The organism is Paraburkholderia metrosideri (genome assembly GCF_904848625.1).
In the GTDB taxonomy this organism is placed as follows: domain Bacteria; phylum Pseudomonadota; class Gammaproteobacteria; order Burkholderiales; family Burkholderiaceae; genus Paraburkholderia; species Paraburkholderia metrosideri.
The window spans coordinates 69,867-89,312 of the sequence record NZ_CAJHCP010000009.1 but is presented as its reverse complement, the minus strand read 5'-3'; the positions used below and the strand labels follow the sequence as shown (position 1 = coordinate 89,312).

The 19,446-nt window shown below is 60.8% G+C and carries 18 protein-coding genes and 1 pseudogene; 11 read left to right on the top strand and 8 right to left on the bottom strand.

Annotated features, from left to right (window positions below; genetic code table 11):
• Positions 1–35 precede the first annotated feature (35 nt).
• Positions 36–965 (top strand): LysR family transcriptional regulator, encoded by a 930-nt coding sequence (locus LMG28727_RS20905; RefSeq protein WP_201644216.1) that lies wholly within the window; start codon positions 36–38, stop codon positions 963–965.
• Between the two features lie 88 nt (positions 966–1,053).
• On the opposite strand, the gene bfr is transcribed toward LMG28727_RS20905, so the two are convergent.
• A complete protein-coding gene (gene bfr, locus LMG28727_RS20900) occupies positions 1,054–1,530 on the bottom strand; it encodes a bacterioferritin (protein WP_201644215.1) in 477 nt (158 codons plus the stop codon).
• A 532-nt stretch (positions 1,531–2,062) separates the two neighbouring features.
• Between bfr and LMG28727_RS20895 the strand changes: the two genes are divergently transcribed.
• Positions 2,063–2,662 carry a nitroreductase family protein gene (locus LMG28727_RS20895; protein ID WP_201644214.1) on the top strand — a complete coding sequence of 200 codons (600 nt, stop codon included), beginning with the start codon at positions 2,063–2,065 and terminating at the stop codon, positions 2,660–2,662.
• 134 nt (positions 2,663–2,796) lie between these two features.
• On the opposite strand, the gene LMG28727_RS20890 is transcribed toward LMG28727_RS20895, so the two are convergent.
• Entirely contained in the window at positions 2,797–3,783 is a 987-nt protein-coding gene (locus LMG28727_RS20890) for an aliphatic sulfonate ABC transporter substrate-binding protein (protein WP_407945859.1), read from the bottom strand.
• A gap of 385 nt (positions 3,784–4,168) precedes the next feature.
• The gene (locus tag LMG28727_RS20885; RefSeq protein WP_201644213.1) at positions 4,169–4,930 is read right to left on the bottom strand and encodes an SDR family NAD(P)-dependent oxidoreductase; all 762 of its coding nucleotides are present in this window, start codon (positions 4,928–4,930) and stop codon (positions 4,169–4,171) included.
• 329 nt (positions 4,931–5,259) lie between these two features.
• On the opposite strand from LMG28727_RS20885, the gene LMG28727_RS20880 reads away from it, so the two are divergent.
• From LMG28727_RS20880 to LMG28727_RS20865, 4 genes are read left to right on the top strand one after another with little or no spacing between them, the layout of a single operon-like run.
• Positions 5,260–6,336, top strand: coding sequence for an LLM class flavin-dependent oxidoreductase (locus LMG28727_RS20880; protein ID WP_201644212.1), 1,077 nt, complete (start codon positions 5,260–5,262; stop codon positions 6,334–6,336).
• 19 nt (positions 6,337–6,355) lie between these two features.
• Positions 6,356–7,168: a class II aldolase/adducin family protein gene (locus LMG28727_RS20875; protein ID WP_201644211.1), complete on the top strand. Its 813-nt coding sequence runs from the start codon at positions 6,356–6,358 to the stop codon at positions 7,166–7,168.
• Positions 7,168–7,764 carry a cysteine dioxygenase family protein gene (locus LMG28727_RS20870; RefSeq protein WP_201644210.1) on the top strand — a complete coding sequence of 199 codons (597 nt, stop codon included), beginning with the start codon at positions 7,168–7,170 and terminating at the stop codon, positions 7,762–7,764. The genes LMG28727_RS20875 and LMG28727_RS20870 overlap by 1 nt, the downstream gene beginning before the upstream one ends.
• On the top strand, positions 7,761–9,368 hold the full coding sequence (locus LMG28727_RS20865; protein WP_201644209.1) for a rhodanese-related sulfurtransferase: 1,608 nt from the start codon (positions 7,761–7,763) through the stop codon (positions 9,366–9,368). The genes LMG28727_RS20870 and LMG28727_RS20865 overlap by 4 nt, the downstream gene beginning before the upstream one ends.
• A 64-nt stretch (positions 9,369–9,432) precedes the next feature.
• Here LMG28727_RS20865 and LMG28727_RS20860 read toward each other — a convergent pair whose 3' ends face one another.
• A complete protein-coding gene (locus tag LMG28727_RS20860; protein ID WP_201644208.1) occupies positions 9,433–10,344 on the bottom strand; it encodes a LysR family transcriptional regulator in 912 nt (303 codons plus the stop codon).
• A 207-nt stretch (positions 10,345–10,551) separates the two neighbouring features.
• Between LMG28727_RS20860 and LMG28727_RS20855 the strand changes: the two genes are divergently transcribed.
• Genes LMG28727_RS20855 through LMG28727_RS20845 form a run of 3 tightly spaced genes read left to right on the top strand, consistent with a single transcriptional unit; the run spans position 10,552 to position 13,916 of the window.
• A complete protein-coding gene (locus LMG28727_RS20855) occupies positions 10,552–11,484 on the top strand; it encodes an ABC transporter substrate-binding protein (RefSeq protein ID WP_201644207.1) in 933 nt (310 codons plus the stop codon).
• A gap of 42 nt (positions 11,485–11,526) precedes the next feature.
• Positions 11,527–12,777 (top strand): acyl-CoA dehydrogenase family protein, encoded by a 1,251-nt coding sequence (locus LMG28727_RS20850; protein WP_201644206.1) that lies wholly within the window; start codon positions 11,527–11,529, stop codon positions 12,775–12,777.
• Positions 12,774–13,916, top strand: coding sequence for an LLM class flavin-dependent oxidoreductase (locus tag LMG28727_RS20845; RefSeq protein ID WP_236592154.1), 1,143 nt, complete (start codon positions 12,774–12,776; stop codon positions 13,914–13,916). The genes LMG28727_RS20850 and LMG28727_RS20845 overlap by 4 nt, the downstream gene beginning before the upstream one ends.
• 104 nt (positions 13,917–14,020) lie before the next feature.
• On the opposite strand, the gene LMG28727_RS20840 is transcribed toward LMG28727_RS20845, so the two are convergent.
• Genes LMG28727_RS20840 through LMG28727_RS20825 form a run of 4 tightly spaced genes read right to left on the bottom strand, consistent with a single transcriptional unit; the run spans position 14,021 to position 18,000 of the window.
• Positions 14,021–15,055 carry an ABC transporter substrate-binding protein gene (locus LMG28727_RS20840; RefSeq protein WP_201644205.1) on the bottom strand — a complete coding sequence of 345 codons (1,035 nt, stop codon included), beginning with the start codon at positions 15,053–15,055 and terminating at the stop codon, positions 14,021–14,023.
• A 57-nt stretch (positions 15,056–15,112) separates the two neighbouring features.
• The gene (locus LMG28727_RS20835; RefSeq protein ID WP_236592152.1) at positions 15,113–15,952 is read right to left on the bottom strand and encodes an ABC transporter ATP-binding protein; all 840 of its coding nucleotides are present in this window, start codon (positions 15,950–15,952) and stop codon (positions 15,113–15,115) included.
• Positions 15,946–16,980 (bottom strand): ABC transporter permease, encoded by a 1,035-nt coding sequence (locus LMG28727_RS20830; RefSeq protein WP_201644204.1) that lies wholly within the window; start codon positions 16,978–16,980, stop codon positions 15,946–15,948. The genes LMG28727_RS20835 and LMG28727_RS20830 overlap by 7 nt, the downstream gene beginning before the upstream one ends.
• Positions 16,981–17,004: 24 nt before the next feature.
• Positions 17,005–18,000: an ABC transporter substrate-binding protein gene (locus LMG28727_RS20825; protein WP_201644203.1), complete on the bottom strand. Its 996-nt coding sequence runs from the start codon at positions 17,998–18,000 to the stop codon at positions 17,005–17,007.
• 606 nt (positions 18,001–18,606) lie between these two features.
• Here LMG28727_RS20825 and LMG28727_RS34800 point away from each other — a divergent pair.
• A pseudogene (locus LMG28727_RS34800) lies at positions 18,607–18,973 on the top strand (STM2901 family protein).
• The gene (locus tag LMG28727_RS20820) at positions 18,973–19,329 is read left to right on the top strand and encodes a DUF1493 family protein (RefSeq protein ID WP_201644202.1); all 357 of its coding nucleotides are present in this window, start codon (positions 18,973–18,975) and stop codon (positions 19,327–19,329) included. The pseudogene LMG28727_RS34800 and the gene LMG28727_RS20820 overlap by 1 nt, the downstream one beginning before the upstream one ends.
• Positions 19,330–19,446: the final 117 nt, after the last annotated feature.

Below are 19,446 nucleotides of genomic sequence, written 5' to 3'. Positions count from 1 at the left end.
TCGCGACAGACTATTCACCACAATGTTGACGGGCTATGAAGCAGAACTTCACAGTCAGACAAGGCGCGCTCGATGGGGTGGAGGTGTTCCTGAGCGTGGCCCAGCATCGCAGCTTTCGCCGGGCTGCAGCAGACCTCGGTGTGACACCGTCGGCCATCAGCCAGACAGTGCGCCTGCTTGAAGCGCGCATTGGCGCAGCGCTTTTCATCCGCACGACGCGCAGTGTCGGGCTGACCGAAGCGGGCGAACGGTTTCTTTCGCACGCAAAGCCGGCCTTCGAAGAGCTTGTCGCCGCGAGTGAAATTGCGCGCGGATTCGGTGCGCGGCCCACCGGCTTGTTACGCCTGTCCGTGCCGCGCGCGGTGTTGCCCATTCTGCTTGAACCGCTGATTGCGTCCTTCTGCCAGGCGTATCCCGAAGTCGAAGTGGAGATCGCCGCGAGCAAGGAGTTGATCGATCTTGCAGCCGAGGGGTTCGACGCGGGCATACGACTCGGGCAGTTCGTCGAGGCCGATATGGTCGCGGTGCCGCTGACGCCGCCGCTGCGTCTCATTGTCGTCGGTAGTCCCGCTTATTTGACAGCGCATAACCGACCCACGCACACGGACGATCTGCGCCTGCACGCATGCCTGAGATGGCGCAGATCCGGTGGCGCGCTCGCATTATGGTCGTTCAACGACAACGGTCATGCGATCGAGATCGCTGTATCCGGGCCCCTCATCGCGAATGATTTTTCCACCATGCTGGGTGGCGCACTCGAAGGCATGGGCCTCGCCCAACTACCCGAGCCGATGGCCGCCGAAGGATTGAGAACGGAAAAGCTGGTACAGGTGCTGGAGCCGTTCGCACCTGTGATACCGGGCGTATTTCTCTACTATCCAGACCGTCGGCAAACCACGCCGAAGTTGCGCGCGTTCATCGACCATGTGAAAAGGCGTCCGGCAGAATCACACCAGAAAACCTGACTGCATGGCCTGCTGCGCGGCCGCGTCCGACAATGCCAACACCGCATTGTCCGATCGCGGCTTTTCACCCGTGCGCCGAACGATGAAATCAGCTCGGCGAATCCATACCGGATTGCTGGTAGTTCTGTATTCCGACCTTGTCGATCAACGCCAGGTTGGTCTCGAGCCAATCTATGTGCTCTTCGGTCTCATCGAGAATATGCGTGAGAATATCCCGCGAAATGAAATCGCGAACCGACTCGCAGTAGACAATGCCTTCCTTGCAGGTGGCCTGCGATATCTGTTCGAGCTTCAGGTCACACTCGAGAATCTCTTGTGTCTCTTCCCCAATCAGCAGCTTGTGCAGGTCTTGCAGGTTAGGGAGACCGTCGAGCATGAAAATACGTTCGATCAGCAGATCAGCGTGTTTCATCTCGCCAATCGATTCGTCATATTCGTGTTTGCCGAGCTTATCCAGACCCCAGTGCCGATACATTCGCGCATGCAGAAAATACTGGTTGATCGCAGTGAGCTCGTTCTTCAATTGGGAGTTCAGATACTCAAGAACTTTGGGGTCTCCTTGCATATAGCCTCCTTGGTTGCATCGGTGAGAACCCGCAACGCAGGGAACGTGCTCCATGCCTTTGCGTCAGGTGTCAGCTACGCCTCACTCATCCATGCGCTTCACGCGCGAGGCCCAGTCAGTCCAGCATAGGGCATCGCACAGGGAATGCTTAAAATGAGAATTGAAATCGTTACGAATGCCCTTCAGATCTAGCTCTTTCCCGCCGCGTCAACGGACACATCAGCACGTGCTCGGTTTTTTTGGACCCACCGCAAAATATGGGCCATGTCATCGGATTTCCCTCCCGCCCGATTGCACGAGGAAATAACGTTGTTGGACCGCGTCGAAGCCGGGTGCACCGTTTGTATCGGCGAAGGACATATGAAAAGCGCTAACGCGATGCCGACGTGACTGGCACCGCATACGTGGAATATCGATGCGAGAATTAATCGGTTCTATCGTCGTGTTCCGACCGATACAGTGATCCGGCATCGCCACGGGCTCGATTGCCCTTCGGCATGAGCGTCTCACTATTTCCTTGCAGGAGCATCCAATGACAACCTCGTCCAACTTGCGAACCGCCGAACACGCCATCCATCCACAGTTTCTCGAGCGCTGGTCACCGCGCGCGTTCAACCCCGAAACGATCCCGGAAGCGACCCTGCTGACACTTCTCGAAGCGGCTCGCTGGGCGCCGTCCTCGTATAACTCACAGCCGTGGCGGTTCGCGTATGCACGGCGCGATACACCGCACTGGGAGCAGTTTCTGAGCTTCCTGAACGAATTCAATCGCAGCTGGGCGAGCCACGCGGCGGCTATCGTCATTGTGTTGTCGAAGAGCACGTTCACACCGCCTGGCGCCGCCGCTGAAGTCCCCGCGCCGACCCATTCGTTCGACACCGGCGCGGCATGGGCCTATCTGGCATTGCAGGCGAGCCTGTCGGGATGGCATGCGCACGGCCTCGCGGGCATTGAACGCGAGACGATCCGCCAAGGGCTAGCGGTTCCGGACGGGTACTCGATCGAAGCCGGCATTGCGATCGGTCGCGCAGGCGACAAAGCAAGCTTGCCGGAAGCGCTGCAGGCGCGTGAAGTGCAGAGCCAGCGTAAGCCACTTGACAGCATCGCCGCCGAAGGGCGCCTCGTTCTCTGAGCCGCTGGCTGCCAGGGCGCGCGAGCCAGTAGTTCGCGGGATCACAGCGTGGCCGGCAGCCGGTCACTTTTTACGACCCCAGCCGGTCCCACGCCGCATTGCCATCGCCACTACCGGGGTGGCGTATCGCGTGCCTACCCACCCGAAACCATCGTCGACGAGGCCGCCGCCTCGGCACGCTTCGTCGTGAAATTCCAGCGCAGCGCGGTGCCCGTATCGACCGGTGCCGGTAAAAGACCCGCACGATAAAACGTGTCGGCGATCTTTTGTTGCTCGCCGAAATTCTGCGCATCCACCGCGCGAACAGCGTAACTGCGGCGTGCGTTCGCACGTTCGATTGTCGTCGCGTCCAGTCCCCAGATCGGCGCGAGCAGTTTGGCGGCATCGTCCGGATGAGCGCGCACCCATGTACCCGTCGAAGTCAGTTGCGTGAACAGCGTGTTGATCACGTCCGGATGCGCCGCCGCGAATTTGCCCGACGCAAGGTAGTACCGCTGATAAGACGCGAGACCTTCGCCGTTGGCGAGGATACGCACGTCGGGGGCTTGATCGACTGCCGCGACATACGGATCCCACGTGATCCACGCATCGACGCTGCCGCGTTCGAACGCGGCGCGTCCATCGGCGGGCGTCAAATAGCTGATATGCACGTCAGCCGGCGTTAGCCCCGCTTTGGCGAGCGCGGCGAGAAGCAGGTAGTGGCTGCCAGCGGCCTTGGTCACCGCGATGCGCTGTCCCTTCAGATCGGCCAGCGAATGCAGCGGCCCGTCACGCTTGACGATAATCGCCTGCGCGCCCGGCGACGGCGCTTCCTGCGCGACGTAGACGAACTGCGCATGAGCCGCCTGCGCAAACACCGGCACGGTGTCGGCGACGTCGGCGCTGAAATCGACGGCCTCGGCATTGAGCGCCTCGGTCAACGGCAGGCCGCTGGCAAACTCGTTCCACGTAATGGTTACGCCCAATGGCGCGAGTGCCTTCTCAAGCGAGCCGCGCGCTTTCAGAATCGTGATCAGCGTTGAAGACTTCTGATAGCCGATGCGCAGTTTCAACGGCGCCGGCGGATTGGCACTAGCGGCACTAGCGGCACTAGCGGCACTTTGCGCGTGAGCGACGCTCACGAAAAACACGGATGCCAGCGTCGCACGCGCGAACCAACGGAAAAGAGAGAAAGTCACGACTCGATATCCAATGATGTGATGACGAAGAAACTGCGATCGTAGCAACGCCAGATCGCGTGGATAAACGAGCGTTTTATCTATGCTTAGCAGGCTTATGCATATTGAAGCCGTACGGCGCTATGACCACCGGTTAGGCGGTCATCCGGAATGGGCGCTTACTTGTGAAGATAAGTGCGATACCTGCAGCTTCGAGTCGCCACGAATGGCCGGTGCGTCCCGCGCAAATCGCACAAGGTCGGCAGCCACGATGACACGCTGTCGACTACCGGTCACCACCGTTGGCGATCACCGCACGGCTGCCTTGCGAGAACCGTCCCGGCTGACGTTAAAACGCCTCATTGAACGGCCGCAAATCGATCTCCTGCGACCAGGCGCTTCGACCTTGCTGATGCAGATGCCAGTAGGCGTGGGCGATATCGGCAGGATTCAGCAGGCCGTCCGCTCCGCGCTCGGCCACCCGTTGCGGCGACGCGGTGCGAAGACGCTCGCCGTCGATACCACCGTCGACCACCACATGCGCCACATGGATATTGCGCGGACCGAATTCGCGCGCGAGACTTTGCGTGAGCGACCGCAAACCGGCCTTGGCCGACGCGAACGCCGCAAACGGCGGACGCCCGCGCAGCGACGCAGTCGCGCCAGTGAAAAGCAGCGAGCCGTGTCCGCTTTCGAGCAGCAATTGCAGCGCGGCCCGGGCAAACAGGAAGCCGCCGAACGTGGTCACGCGCCAGGCCGCTTCGAACTGGTCGGCCGTCAGTTCGAGTGTCGGCGCGCGGGTCGCGCCCGCGGCATTGAAGATCGCCGCTTCGAGCGTGCCGGTTTCAGCGAGTTGCCGCGCCACGGCAGCCAGATCGCTTTCACTGGTGACATCGCCCGCCAATGCAATTGCATGGCCACCAGCCGAGCGAATTTCATCGACCAGCGCGGCGAGCCGGTCGCGCGAGCGGCCGGTCACGGCGACTGTCAAGCCTTCGCTTGAGAAGCGTCGGGCGAGCGCGGCGCCAAGTCCGGCGCTCGCGCCTACACCCGCTATCCACGCCACTCGCGGGCGATCGTTTTGCTGCTTGTGCTCAATAGGAGCGACCATCGACATCTCCATCGTATGTAGCCGTGGCACGCGCCGCGTGTCAGCAACAGACATGCAGCGCCAGATCCTTCAGCCTAGGCGATTGCCACGCAGGATGGAAATAACGAATCGCGAAAAGTTATGCGTTGGAATCGTGCGCGATACCTTGCCCTTCCCCCAGTGATCGAAATCCGGCCCCCTAACATGCACATTCGATATGTTTATCTGAATTTACTATTTAACGCGCGCATAACCCGGTGATAGCCTGCATTGATCATGCAGGCGCGGACTCTCCGTTGCCCTGCCCCAACACCGTCCCGCCTGACGGAACCGAAAGCAAAGGAGCCAACGTGAGCGTCGAATTCATCGGTATGATCCAGCAGCACAAAGTATCCGAAACGCACCGTCCAGATGGTCCGGCAATCGACGTCGACTACGTACGCGCGTTCGCTCAGGCACACGAACAAGCGGGCTTCAACCGCATTCTGGTCCCCCATAGTTCGACCGGCCCGGACGCCACGCTGACGATCGCCTATGCGGCCAGCGTCACGTCGCGCGTGCACTTCATGCTGGCCCATCGCCCGGGTTTCGTTTCGCCGACACTCGCCGCGCGCCAGATCGCCACGCTCGATCATTTTTCCGGCGGCCGCCTCGCTGTCCATTTCATTTCTGGCGGCAGTGACGACGAGCAACGTCGCGATGGCGATTACCTCAATCACGATGAGCGCTACGCCCGCACCGACGAATACCTGCAGATCCTTCGCAGAGTGTGGACAGAGGACCAACCGTTCGACTTCGACGGTCGTTTCTATCGCTTCGAGCGGGCATTCTCAGAGGTCAAGCCGAAGCAGACGCCGCACGTCCCGATCTATTTCGGTGGCGCATCGGCGCCCGCGCTGGAAGTCGCCGGCAAGCATGCCGACGTCTATGCGCTGTGGGGCGAATCGAAACAGCAGGTGCTCGAGCAGATCACGCGGGTGCGCGCCGAGGCCGCGAAGCATGGCAGAAGCGTGCGCTTCTCGGTGTCGTTTCGACCGATTCTCGCTGCGACCGAAAAGGCCGCATGGGAGCGCGCCGAGCATATTCTGGAAGAAACCCGCCGTCTGCGGGTCGAGCAGGGCTTTTCGCGCGGCGGTCCGCAGCAAAGCGAAGGCGCACGCCGCCTGCTGGCCGCTGCGGGCGACGGAGTCCGTGCCGACGATCGTCTGTGGACGGCGATCGCCAAGGAAATTGGCGGCCGATCGAATTCGACCGCACTGGTGGGCACGCCAGAGCAGGTCGCACAAACGCTCGCCGAATATTACGAACTCGGCGTCACGACCTTCCTGGTCCGCGGCTTCGATCCACTCGAAGATGCTATCGACTATGGCAAGGAGTTGATCCCCGCCACGCGCGAACTCACGTCGCGTGCGCGCCGCGCCGCCTAGGAACGGGAGAATACCGACCATGAGCACCCTACTCGCCCGCGCTTCCACGCCGTCGTTTCACGACACACCGGTCCGCAAATTCTGGTTCGACGAAAATGCACCCGAACGAACCGTGGCCGAGGAACGTCGTCATCGCCAGGAGCGACTGGCGGGGGCATTCCGCCTGTTCTCGCGCTATGGTTTCGCGCGTGGCCTCGCCGGCCATATCACCGCGCGCGATCCCGAATGGACCGATCATTTCTGGGTCAATCCGCTGGGCCGCGACTTCGGGCGCATTCGCGTGTCCGATCTTCTTCTCGTCAATAGTCACGGCGAAATCGTGGTCGGAAACGGTCCGGTCAATCAGGCGGCGTTTGCGATCCACGCAGCGATTCACGAAGCGCGTCCCGATGTCGTCGCGGCGGCGCACACGCATTCGCTGTACGGCAAGGCATGGTCGACGCTGGGCCGCAAGCTGGATCCGCTCACTCAGGATGCGTGCTCGTTCTACGAAGATCACGCGCTCTTCGACGACTTCAGAGGCGTGGTTCTGGATACCGACGAAGGTGCGCGCATTGCCGACGCCCTCGGCAGCCACAAAGCGATCATCCTGAAGAACCACGGCATTCTGACGGCAGGGCCGAGCGTCGAGGCGGCTGCGTGGTGGTACATCGCCCTCGACAATGCGTGTCATACGCAATTGCTCGCGCAAGCCGCCGGCCAACCGCAACCGATTCCTCACGAGATGGCCGCGTTGACGCACGCGCAGGTTGGACGGCCGGGCGGTGCCCAGCATGCGTTCGAAAGCCTCTATGAAGGCCTGCTCGAGGCCGAGCCGGAGTTACTCGACTGATGGCTCTTCACAAACTCCGTCACTTTGTCAGCGCGATAGCCGATCTGGTCGACACCGAGAGCAACGAAGCGGTGCTGATCGAACGTGGCTCTGCCGCGCTGCGCGAGTTGATCAGCGTCGATGACTGGCTGCCCGATGCCTATGCGCAACCTTCGTTGGACCGCTACCAGCAGTTCCTGCTTTACGCCGACGCCCGCCAGCGCTTCTCGGTCGTCAGCTTCGTCTGGGGACCGGGCCAGCAAACGCCGATTCACGACCACACGGTGTGGGGTTTGATCGGCGTACTTCGCGGCGCAGAGCTTGCGGCACCGTTCGCGCGCAATCACGACGGCACATTGCGGCAGTCCGGTAACGAAGTGCGACTCGAACGCGGCGCAGTCGAAGCCGTGTCGCCGGTCATCGGCGACATTCATCGCGTGCGCAATGCTTATGACGACCGGGTGTCGATCAGCATTCACGTGTATGGCGCGAACATTGGTGCCGTGCATCGCTCGACGTATCCGCCCGATGCACGCCCCAAGCCTTTCATTTCAGGGTATTCGAACGACACCATCCCGAATCTGTGGGATCTCAGCAAGGAAAGCCGCCTTTCATGAAGTCATATCCCGTGCGCACCTACAAAGACGTTCACGACGCGTTACTCGCCAAACGCGAAATCGCCTTGCTCGACGTGCGCGAGGAAGATCCGCACGCACAATCCCATCCGCTGTTCGCGGCGAACTTCTCGCTGTCGAAAATCGAACTTGAAGCCTATACGCGCTTGCCGCGCCGCGACGTTCCCATCGTGTTGCTCGACGCAGGTGAAGGATTCGCGCAACGCGCCGCCGAACGGCTTTCGGCACTCGGCTATACCGATGTAGCGTTGCTCTCAGGCGGCCTGCAAGGCTGGATCGATGCCGGTGGCGAAGTGTTCCGCGACGTCAACGTGCCCAGCAAGGCATTCGGCGAATTCGTCGAGGCGCAGCGACACACGCCGTCGTTGGCGGCGGAAACCGTAGAAGCGCTGTTGAAGAGCGACGAAGATGTCGTCGTACTCGACGCGCGCCGCTTCGACGAATATCAGACGATGAACATCCCCGGAAGTATCAGCGTTCCGGGTGCCGAACTGGTGCTGCGTGCCCGTGCGCTCGCGCCGGACCCGAACACGCGTGTGATCGTCAATTGTGCGGGGCGCACGCGCAGCATCATCGGCGCACAGTCGCTGGTCAACGCAGGCTTGCCCAATCCCGTCGCCGCGCTGCGTAACGGCACGATTGGCTGGACGCTGGCTGGGCAAACATTGCAACACGGCAGCGCACGGACCTTCGATCCGCAAACGGGGCGCGAGTCCGCCACACTCGACGAGTCCCGACGCGCCGCTCATGCGCTGGCCAATCGCGCCGGAGTCGGCAGAACATCACTCGACGAAGCCGCCACGTGGGCCGCCGACACATCACGCACAACCTATCGCTTCGACGTTCGAACTCCCGCTGAGTATGAGAGCGCGCACGCGCCCGGCTTCCAGGGCGCGCCCGGCGGCCAGCTCGTGCAGGAAACGGAGATGTTCGCACCCGTGCGTGGTGCCCGCGTCGTGCTGTTCGACGACGACGGCGTGCGAGCCAACATGACTGCGTCGTGGCTCGCGCAGATGAATATCGATGTCTACGTGATCGACGACTCAACGCCCGGCCAGTTGACCGAAACAGGCACATGGCAAGCGCCGAAGCCGCCAGCATCGACCACGCCTTCGCTGGCTCCGCACGAACTCGCAGCGCTGCTCGCGGACGCGACTAGCCACACCGTCGTGCTCGATTTCACGTCGAGTGCGAATCATGTCAAAGGGCACATTCCCGGCGCGAACTGGACACTGCGCTCGCGCCTGACCAGCGAATTCGACGACCTGCGCAACTTGCCGGACGCGAAGCGTTATGTCGTGACGTGTGCAACCAATGCCCTTGCGCCGTTCGCCGCGCCAGAGGTCGCCGCATTGACCGGCAAGCCCGTGCATTTGCTCGAAGGCGGAACGTCGGCATGGATTCGCGCAGGACTGCCTGTCGAGGCAGGCGATGCCAGTTTGGCTTCGCCTCGTATCGACCGCTACCGTCGCCCTTATGAAGGCACCGACAGTGCCCGCGAGGCCATGAACGCCTATCTGGAATGGGAGTACGGGCTCGTCGCACAACTCGAACGCGACGGCACGCATGGCTTCTTCGTGATCTGAACGGCAATGCCCACGGTTCGTGCGCCGGCAGGCGCTGACCGTTGGCACGCTACGCGCCGCCGGCTTATGCGGCGCGTGCGGGCCGCGCGGCTTTGAAACTTTCTTCGATGCTCTGCGCGAGCACCGCAAGCGCCGACTGCATTTTTCCGGGCGCGCGCGAGTGCACCAGCCATACCCCGATTTCAGGCTTGAAGTCGCTTACCGGAACGACATCGAGTTGCGATGCGTGCGCACTGTTGTTCAGTAACGGCATAGGAACAAGCCCGAGGCCCACGCCATCCGCGACGAGACCTAACTGCAACTCCATGCCGAGCGTCTCCACATTCAGCTTCAACGGATAGCCCTGCGCCGCCAGCGCATGCTGAAGTCCCGCCCGGAAACCGCAGCCGTCCGGGTTGAGCACCCAACCCAACGGCTGACATTCCGCGAGCCAATGAGCGCGCTTTTTCATACTACCTTTACGCGCGACAACCGCGAGTTTGAGCGAGCCGAGTGATTCACCGACCAGCGTGTCCGGCAGCGAACGATTCGCGGGTAGTAACACGATGGCGGCATCCAGTTGGCCGTCTTCGACCTTTTGCAACAACGGGTTACCCCATCCTGTCGATACCCTCGGCTGAAGCTCGGGATGCGCGCCTCTCAGCGCATGCAGCGCGGGCAGCATCGCGACATCTGCAACGGTCTGCGCAACGCCGAGCCTGAGTACTCCGGCGAGCGGCGCATCGTCCGCGACGAGATGGCGAAGCATGTCGACTTCGCGAATGATCGCGCGACACTGCTCGTAAACCGCGCGTCCCATTGCCGTGGTTTTCAATGGCTTGGTATTCCGGTCCAGCAGTTCAACGCCGAGTGCTTCTTCGAAATTCTGTATGCGTCGGGTAACGGCTGGCTGTGTCAGCGCCAGCGATTCAGCCGCCTGACTCAGGGATTCACTGTGCACGACTGCGACAAATGCCTCGATCTCATCGAGTTTCATTGATTTTTTCCGCTTCTGGAGAGGTTGCCAGATTGATTGGCTGAATTCGATGCCCCTGAGCTTAGCGTCTTCAACCTGCGCGCTCAAGTCTGTCTGCGCATTTCGTTCTCGCATATTAGTAAAGCAGAACAATGCGTTTGCGTAATAAAAGCCCCGTGCGTATCGTGTGTTTGTCATTTTCAATGTACTGCTACAGCGAGTCTATTCATGCGTCGATCACTTGCCGGTTTGCTGCTTGTCGCTTTGTCGACGGCTCCTTTTGTTGCGTCGGCCGAAACGGCTTTGAAAGTCGGCGATCAGCAACTTCAGACTCGCGGCGTTCTTGAAGCGTCCGGACAACTGAAGGACGTCCCGTACAAGATCGAGTGGTTCAATTTCCCTGCCGCGCAACCTCTCGGCGAAGCATTGAATGCAGGCGCGATCGACGTCGGCGGTCTCGGCGATGCGCCGTTGATCTTCGCTTATGCGGCTGGGGCGAAAGTGCGCGCAGTGGCGGCGACCCGCTCGCAACCGGTGGATCTGGCGATCATCGTTCCGGACAACTCGCCGATCAAAACCGTGGCGGACCTGAAGGGCAAACGCATCGCGACAACACGTGGTTCGATTGGCCACTACCTGGCCATCGCGACACTCGAACGCGCGAACATCAAACAGTCCGATGTATCGTTGCGCTTCATGCAGCCGGCTGACGCCAAGGCCGCGCTTGCGTCCGGCAATGTCGATGCGTGGTCGACATGGGACCCCTACGTGGCACTCGCCGAACAGCGCGATCATGACCGGAGCATCGCGAACGGCGTCAATCTGTCTTCTGGCTTGAGCTTCCAGGCTGCCACCGACGACTCCATCAAAAGCAAACGCGCCGAGATCGCCGACTTTCTGAAACGCGTCGCTGCCGGGCAGCGCTGGGCGCTATCGCATCCCGATGAAGTCGCGGCGATTCAATCACGCGTGACGGGCCTGCCACCCGATGTGCTGAAGGTCGTCTATCAGCGTGCGCAACTGCATCCGGTCGCCATCGACGACAGCCTGATCGCCGAACAGCAAAAAACCGCGGATCTGTATCACCGCGCGGACGTGATCAAAACCCCGCTCAATATCACGCCAAGCTTCGACAAACAGTTCCCGCTCGCCGCACCTTGAAACACCAAGGGGCTCCGGCCCCGCACCGGACATCAATCCAGTATGACCAGCCGACATCCCGACACCGCCCTGAGCGACATTGAACGCGACGCCGAACGTGACGCCGATGCCCTCTCCGCACTCGCCGACCTGGACAGTGCGCAAGCCGAGCGCTGGCTGTCGTCGTTGACCGCGGAGTTTGCCAGCGGCGCAGCCGCGCTCGACGAAGGCCCGCATTTTCCCCACGAAAACCTCGCACGTCTGCGACGCGCGGGATTGCTGTCGCTCACTGTGCCTCGCGCGCTCGGCGGCCACGAAGCCACGCTCGCGCAGACTTTGAAGGTGATCCGGGCGGTAGCGCGTGGTGAGCCTTCCACGGCGTTGATCCTCGTGATGCAGTGTCTTTATCATCTGCGCCTGCAGGCCAATCCGAACTGGCCGGTCTCATTGAAACAGCAGATTGCGCGTGATGCGGTAGAGCGTGGCGCGCTGATCAATTCGCTTCGCGTCGAGCCGGAACTCGGGTCGCCGTCACGTGGCGGCTTACCCGCCACAGTCGGCACGCGCGTCGACGATCACTGGAGTCTGAACGGACGCAAGCTGTATTCGACGGGCAGCCCCGGACTCACATGGTTCGCCGTATGGGGACGCACCGACGAAGCCGAGCCACGCGTGGGCACATGGCTGGTCCATCGCGACACACCCGGCATTCGCTTTGGCGAACCCTGGAATCATCTCGGCATGCGCGCGACCGGCAGCCATGAAGTGATTTTCGACAATGTGCGCGTCCCGCTTGATCACGCGGTCGACCTCCAGGCACCGGCTCCGTCGAACGGCATGGACCCGGTGACAGCGCAGTGGATGAGCGTGCTGCTTCCCGCCATCTACGACGGTGTCGCGCGCGCCGCGCGAGACTGGTTCGTGCAATGGGCCGCGCAACGTGTTCCGTCCGGGCTGAATGCTCCGCTATCGAGTCTTGACTCCTTTCAGCAAACCACCGGGCGTATCGACGCGCTTCTCTTCAACAATCGCGTGTTGCTCGACTCGGGTGCGGCAGGCCAGGTTGCAGTGAACGAGGCGCCAGTCATCAAGTATCTCGTGAGCAGGAACGCCATCGATGCAGTCGAACTCGCGCTCGAAGCCAGCAGCAATCCGGGCCTGAGTCGCAGTAACCCACTTGAGCGTCACTACCGCGATGTGCTGTGCGCACGCATTCACACACCACAAAACGACACCGTGCTCGGCAATCTTGGACGTGCCGCGTTCGCTGCGCGGCAAGCCGCCCTATCATCGACAGAGGAGCAAACGCAATGAGCGTTGAATTCATCGGATACGTCAGTCATCAGGAATCAAGCGAAATTCATTTGCCGCAGGGGCCCGCGGTTAATCCGCCGTATATCGCGGCTGTCGCCCAGGCGCATGAATACGGTGGCTTCGACCGCGTGTTGATCGCTCATTCAAGCGCATCACCCGACGGTTTTCAGATCGCGTCGTTCGTCGCGCAGCAGACCAGGCGACTCGGTATCCTGCTGGCCCATCGCCCCGGCTTCGTCGCGCCGACACTCGCCGCACGCCAACTGGCCACGCTCGATCATTTCAGCGCAGGACGTGCCGCGGTGCATATCATCTCCGGCGGCGACGATGCGGAGCAACAGCGCGATGGCGACTTTCTGAACCATGCCGAACGTTATCGACGTACCGACGAATATCTCGACGTCGTCAAACGCTCATGGACCAGCGATACGCCGTTCGATCATCAAGGCGAGTTCTACCGTGTAAAGGGCCACAAATCGCAGATCCGTCCGCTTCAAAAGCCGCATCTGCCAGTGTACTTTGGCGGCTCGTCGGAGGCGGCGATTGAAGTGGCCGGCAAACACGCCGACGTCTTTGCGCTTTGGGGCGAATCGCTTGCAGCAGTCGAAGAGACCATTGCAAAAGTTCGCGCATCGGCTGCGAATCACGGTCGTGCAGACCAGATCCGCTTCAGCCTGTCGCTGCGCCCGATTATCGCGTCGACAGAAGACGCTGCGTGGGCACGCGCCGAATCGATTCTGCAACGTGCGAAGGACGTCGTGTCCGCGTCGCCCAATTTCACGCGCCGTCCTAAAGATCCGCAGAACGTCGGCGCGCAACGTCTGCTGGCCGAGGCCGACAAGGGTAGCGTCGTCGACCGGCGACTGTGGACCGGCATCACCGCGTTGACACGCGCCGCCGGCAACTCGACGTCGCTCGTCGGCACGCCACAACAGGTGACGGACGCGTTGCTCGAATATCACAAACTCGGCATTTCGACGTTCCTGATTCGCGGCTTCGATCCTCTGGAAGATGCGCTTGCGTACGGCCGCGATCTGTTGCCGCTGGTGCGGGCGGCGGTGGCCGACGCGCACGCTGGCGATGCCGGCGATGTTGATGAGAACGCTTTGCGGGATCAACGGCAGCGCATTCCCGCCTGACACGCATGGGCACCTGCAGGCACCTGCGCCCGGTAAATCACATCGGGCGCAGGCGGCTGCCGTAGGCGGGAAGAACCGGCACCGCCTCCTCGCATCATGGTCCGCTACGCCAACACGTCCGAGAACACGCGCGTCGCGAATCGATCCGAGTTCGTATCCGCATTGATCACACCGACCGACTTCAGATCATCGGCATAGAGCGCAATCTCTTTTCTGAACGCGTTGCCCACGGGATGATCATGATCGGTGTGACTCTTCAGCATCGCAGTCAACTGTCCGACATCCGCGCCCGGCGCATAGGCCGAGAAAATGGCGGCGGCATCGGCCGGATGGTTGGCGGTCCACTCGGTCGCTTCCAGTAACGCCTGCGTCAGGCCTTGTGCAGTCGCGCGGTCCTTGCGAATCAGCGAGCCGCGCACGCCCAGCACGCAGCAGACGCGGTTCTGATACTCGCCACACAGGTTGTTCGACACTTCCAGCAAATGATCCGATTCGCGCAGCGTCCAGATCGTGGGGTCGCCGTCCGCAATAGCCTGCACTTCGCCTTTCTTCAATGCTTCGCCAAGCAGTGTCGCCGGATACTGGCGCCACCGCACGTCATTATCGGGATCGATACCGATCTTCTTCAGCGTGATGGCGAAGAAGTTCTTCGCCGGACTTGCCATGTCGCTCACACCGACCGTGCGGCCCTTCAAGCCTTGCAGGTCGACAATCCCCGACGCTCGGGTCGCGAGGAGCCGCATACAGCCGCCGTGAATGCCCGCCGTCAGCTTGACGTCGAAGCCCTGTTCCAGAGGTTTGATCCAGCGCAGCGCCATGCCGACGCCGGCGTCCGATTTGCCGGTCGCAATTGCTTCGAGCAGCTGGTCGGTCGAACCCGCGAAGTTGACCAGTTCGACCTGCAGGCCGTGCTTCTGAAAGAAGCCCTGCTTGAGCGCAACCGGCACCGGCGCCGTGCAGATCGCATTGGCGTTCCACGACAGCTTTAACGGCTTGAGGTTGCTTTGAGCGCCAGCGCGAAGACTGGTCAGGCCTAAGGAAGCGCCGCCGAGCGCGGCTGCGCCCGCCGCCCAGCCAGTCTTGCGCAGCCACGCGCGGCGTGCGAGGCTTTCAGGCGCGGTATCGTCAGTGATAGTCATATCGTTGCTTACGGGTTCAGGTTGAAATGGCTGGTATGTCAATCGGCAACAGGCGGCTCAGACTTCCAGTCCAAGTTGCGCCAGCACTTCTCGCCGCAGCGCGACCAGTTTGGGATCGTCGCGATGTCGCGGATACGGTGCGTCGTTACGTATTTCCGCAACGATTCGCGCGGGACGTTCGCTCAATACGATCACGCGATTCGCGAGATACAGCGCTTCTTCGACGTCATGTGTGACGAGTAGTACCGAGAAGCGGGCGGCCTGCCATAGACGCACAAGTTCACCCTGCATGCGGATACGCGTGAGCGAATCGAGCTTGCCGAACGGTTCGTCGAGCACCAGCAGTTGCGGATCGTTGACGAGCGCTCGCGCCAACGCCGCACGCTGCGCCATACCGCCCGAGAGTTGGTGCGGAAAAACATCCGCGAAGGTCGACAGGCCGACGAGTTCGAGCGCCGCATCGATCCGTGCACCGACATCGCGCGCGGCAGCGCTTCGGCGCGCCGCACGGCTGTTACGTTGCGCTTCCGGGCCAAGTCCCACGTTGTCGCGCACGGTGCGCCACGGAAACAGCGTCGGGTCCTGAAACACCACGACGCGCGACGGATCGGGACCGTCGATCGGCGTGCCATTCGCGTGCAGACTGCCGAGCGCAGGCTTATCGAGCCCGGCGACCAGCCGCAGCAACGTCGACTTGCCGCATCCGCTCGGGCCGAGCAGCGCGACGAATTCACCGGGTTCGACCGAAAGGCTGACGTCATCGAGTACGGGCAGTGCTTCGCCTTTGATCGCGAAGCGATGGCTGACATGACGCACATCGATCCGGGCGCCCACGCTAGATGCGTGCGAAATCGGCGTCGCTTGCGACGCTGCGGCGAATGAAGACGTGGCTACCATTTGAGCATCCCTTTTTGCCAGGCGAGCAGGCGGTCGCGAAACCGGAATAGAAGCGAAATGAGACCCGAGCACATCAACGCCATCACGAACAGTGCGGCATACATGTTCGAATAGGCGGCCCAGCCTTGTGCCCATTGCAGATACCAGCCAAGTCCCGCTTTCACGCCCATCATTTCAGCGACGATCAGCACCGAGAACGATGCGCCGAGGCCCATGAACAGACCGACGAAAACCGACGGCAACGCGGCGGGAATCGCCACCTTCAGAATGAGAAACGACGGCCGTGCGCCGAGCGTCCGCGCGACGTCGTAGTAAGCCGAATTGACCGCGGCAATACCCGACCATGTCAGCACCGCAACCGGAAACGCCGTAGCGAGTGCGATCAGGAATACGCTCGCGCTGAAACTCGACGGAAAGAAAAAGAACGCGAGCGGCAGCCATGCGGTAGGAGGCAACGGTCCCACCAGGCGCAGGATAGGATGCAACCAGTAGCCAACCGCGCGGGACCAGCCGATACTCACGCCGATCACGAAGCCGGTCAGCGCGCCAAGCACATAGCCGTACGCAAGCAGACCGAGCGAATGGAACACGCTCGACGACAGACGCGGGAAATCGTCGAAGTAGACGGCAATCAGCGCTTGTGGCGGTGCGAAGAACGGCCGCGGCAGCCATTCGAGCTTGGCCGTGACGATTTCCCATCCGCTGATAGCCAGGGCGAGCGCGAGCAACCACGGTGCCACGGCAAGCCAGCGATTCACGCGTGGCTCACTGCTTTGCGCCGATGCAATTGCACGCCAGCCGCGCAGTGCAATCAGCGCCGAGAGCGTGGCAAACGCAAGCTTGAGAATCAACAACGTCCGGGTGTAGGGCCAATCGTCGAGATCGGGCCACCATTGCGTGATGGCTGCGCTACCGAACCAGGCGATGGCGGCGAGCGTTGCGACGACCGGTTTGCGGAGATCGCGACGCGTCGGCTCGCCCGCTTCGTCCAGCGCGGATAGGTCGAGTGTTTGCGAATGTGAGGACATGTCGGTGCTTCCGTATAAGCGCGCTTACGCGCCGGAAATGTGTGTGTCGCTGATGGCGCGGACGTCGATACGGTGCGGCAGAATGGCGTCGTGAAACGCGCTGTCGGCAACTTTCTGCAACGAGGTGATATCGGCGTCCAGGACGAAGTGCTGCTTCAGCGCGGAGCGTCTCGTGATCTGATTAGCCGCCGCGAGGGGCGAACGGGTCAGCGACGCATAAACCTGTGCATAGGCATCCGGGTTGGCCACTGCCCAATCGCCCGCTCGCTGCAATCGCAGCAGAACGTCGGCGATTGCAATCCGTTTGCGAGCATCGGCAACAGCTGAACCCGACGCCGTGATAAAGCCGAGCCCGCTATTAATGCCCGTGCCGTCGCGCAGAATCCGCGCGCCTCGTTGAACGGCGATGCCGTAATACGGATCGAAAGTCGCCCAGACATCGATCGCCCCTGACGCAAAGGCGGCAAACGCATCGACTGGAAGAATGAAACGGACCGATACATCGTCTTTCGTGAGACCGGCTTCGGCCAGTGCACCGTAAAGCTGGAATTGGGAAATGCTGCCGCGCGCGGACGACACGAACACCGTGCGGCCCTTAAGATCCGCGACGCTGCGGATCGGCGAGGTCGACGGTACGAGAATGCCGAGTTGCGAACCCGAGCCGACGCGCGTGGCGACAATTTTCAGCGTAGGGTCGCCGACGGCGGCCGCGAGCACGGGCAGATCGCCTGCCGGTGCAAGATCGACCGCCCCGGCGCGCTGCGCTTCGAATAGCGGCGCGGCACCCTGAAAATTAGCCCAGCGGTAGGCGTAAGGCGTGCCGTCGAGTACTTTCGCCGCTTCAGCAAGTGCTCGCGTACCGCCTGCCTGATCACCCAGTACTAACGTGATCGACGTGAGATCTGCTGCATCGACCTCGCGGCTTTGCATTGCACCGAATGCCGCAGCAACCGGCGCAGCGGCTATGAGACCGAGTGCGCGTCGCCGCGCTGAAAAAGACGTTGGAACAGATGCGGTCATAAGTCCTCGCTTGCGATTTATAGGCAAGCGTAGCGACGAACCGCGAGTGTGTGAATTATTCTATTTCGATATGTTTATATCGATCTAATATTTATCGTTCGCATGTTTTGAGACGTCGATTCACGACGCCCCTACCGGCTACGATTTATCGCGCTCCAAGTCATCCGGCAGCGATAACGGTGGTGGCCGATCTGGCCGCACGTGACACGCACTGCGGATTGACTCGGGCTGCTGCGCGGGTCGTTCCTGTGGTAGTTTTCCCCGCGCTTCCCACGCCGCTTTTGCCGCCATATAGGCGGACTGGGTCGGGTCGAAATTGTCGACCGCCCATTCTTCGAAAGTCATCCCGGTCCTTGCGTTTTCTTTTGATTAGTCGATTTTAGCAGTGGAGCGACCATCGTCAACTTTCCGGCTTAAGCACCTAAATCTGAAAATTCCGAATCCAAATGCCTTCATGATCTGTCGCAAATATAAAGATCATTGGCGTCCCGTCGAACATGCCGAAGATCAACTTCACCGATACATGGGAGGAGCGCAAATCGAATGGGCAACGCGTACAACTAAGGGCGTCATAGACACCTCACACCCTCAGAACTATTCTTATTCATCGCAGTAGGTGAAACATGCGATCAGCTCGGGATTGATGACGTCGAGGCGGTCATATTAATTTTGTCTGGTCTTCCGTTTCTACCCACCAGAGCCAAACCAGCGGGAGCTACAAAAGGCACATCCGTCGCCTCCGCCATGTCCAGGTCATTGATCAGGTACGAACTCAACAACAAAGTGTTGCCAACATTACACTGAATAGCATCAAACGATTCAGGTGGATTCTGACACACCGATTGAGCGTTTTTGTCGGCAGAACCATACCGGGCGTTGGTGGGTATTGTTGGCAAGTGACGTTTGCCACATCACGTACCATACGGTCAGGAAATACAATCTAAGCGTCACGCCTGAAGACAGAGTGTTTTGATGGAAAATCGATCATGGGAAAGTCTGGCGTCGTTCATTAGACACGAGGCTCGCCTATCGCCAAAAGAAGCGATCGCGCCGGGCATGTCCGTTGAAGACGATCTAGGCCAGCACGGCGACGACGCCGATCATTTCATGCAACGGTTCTTTGAATTTTTCTGCATAGATAGAGGAGATTACGACTTCCATCGGTACTTTTTGATGGAGGGAGAAGGCCTCCTGTATCACTTCTTCTCCAAATACATGATGAGAAGAAAGCACTCTTTGAAAAGAGAACCGCTAACAGTCGAGATGCTTCATCAGGCGTTGCTCAACGGCAAATGGGACTCTGGCGCACTATCGCCACGCGACGGGTAAGAAGCCTGCAAACTACTTGAGTACCGAAACTACAGCAGGAGGCGTCGGCGATGCATAAAGCTACTCCGTCCGCGTCAGACTCTTTCGTCGCGAGACACAGGTGTTCGATCACACCTG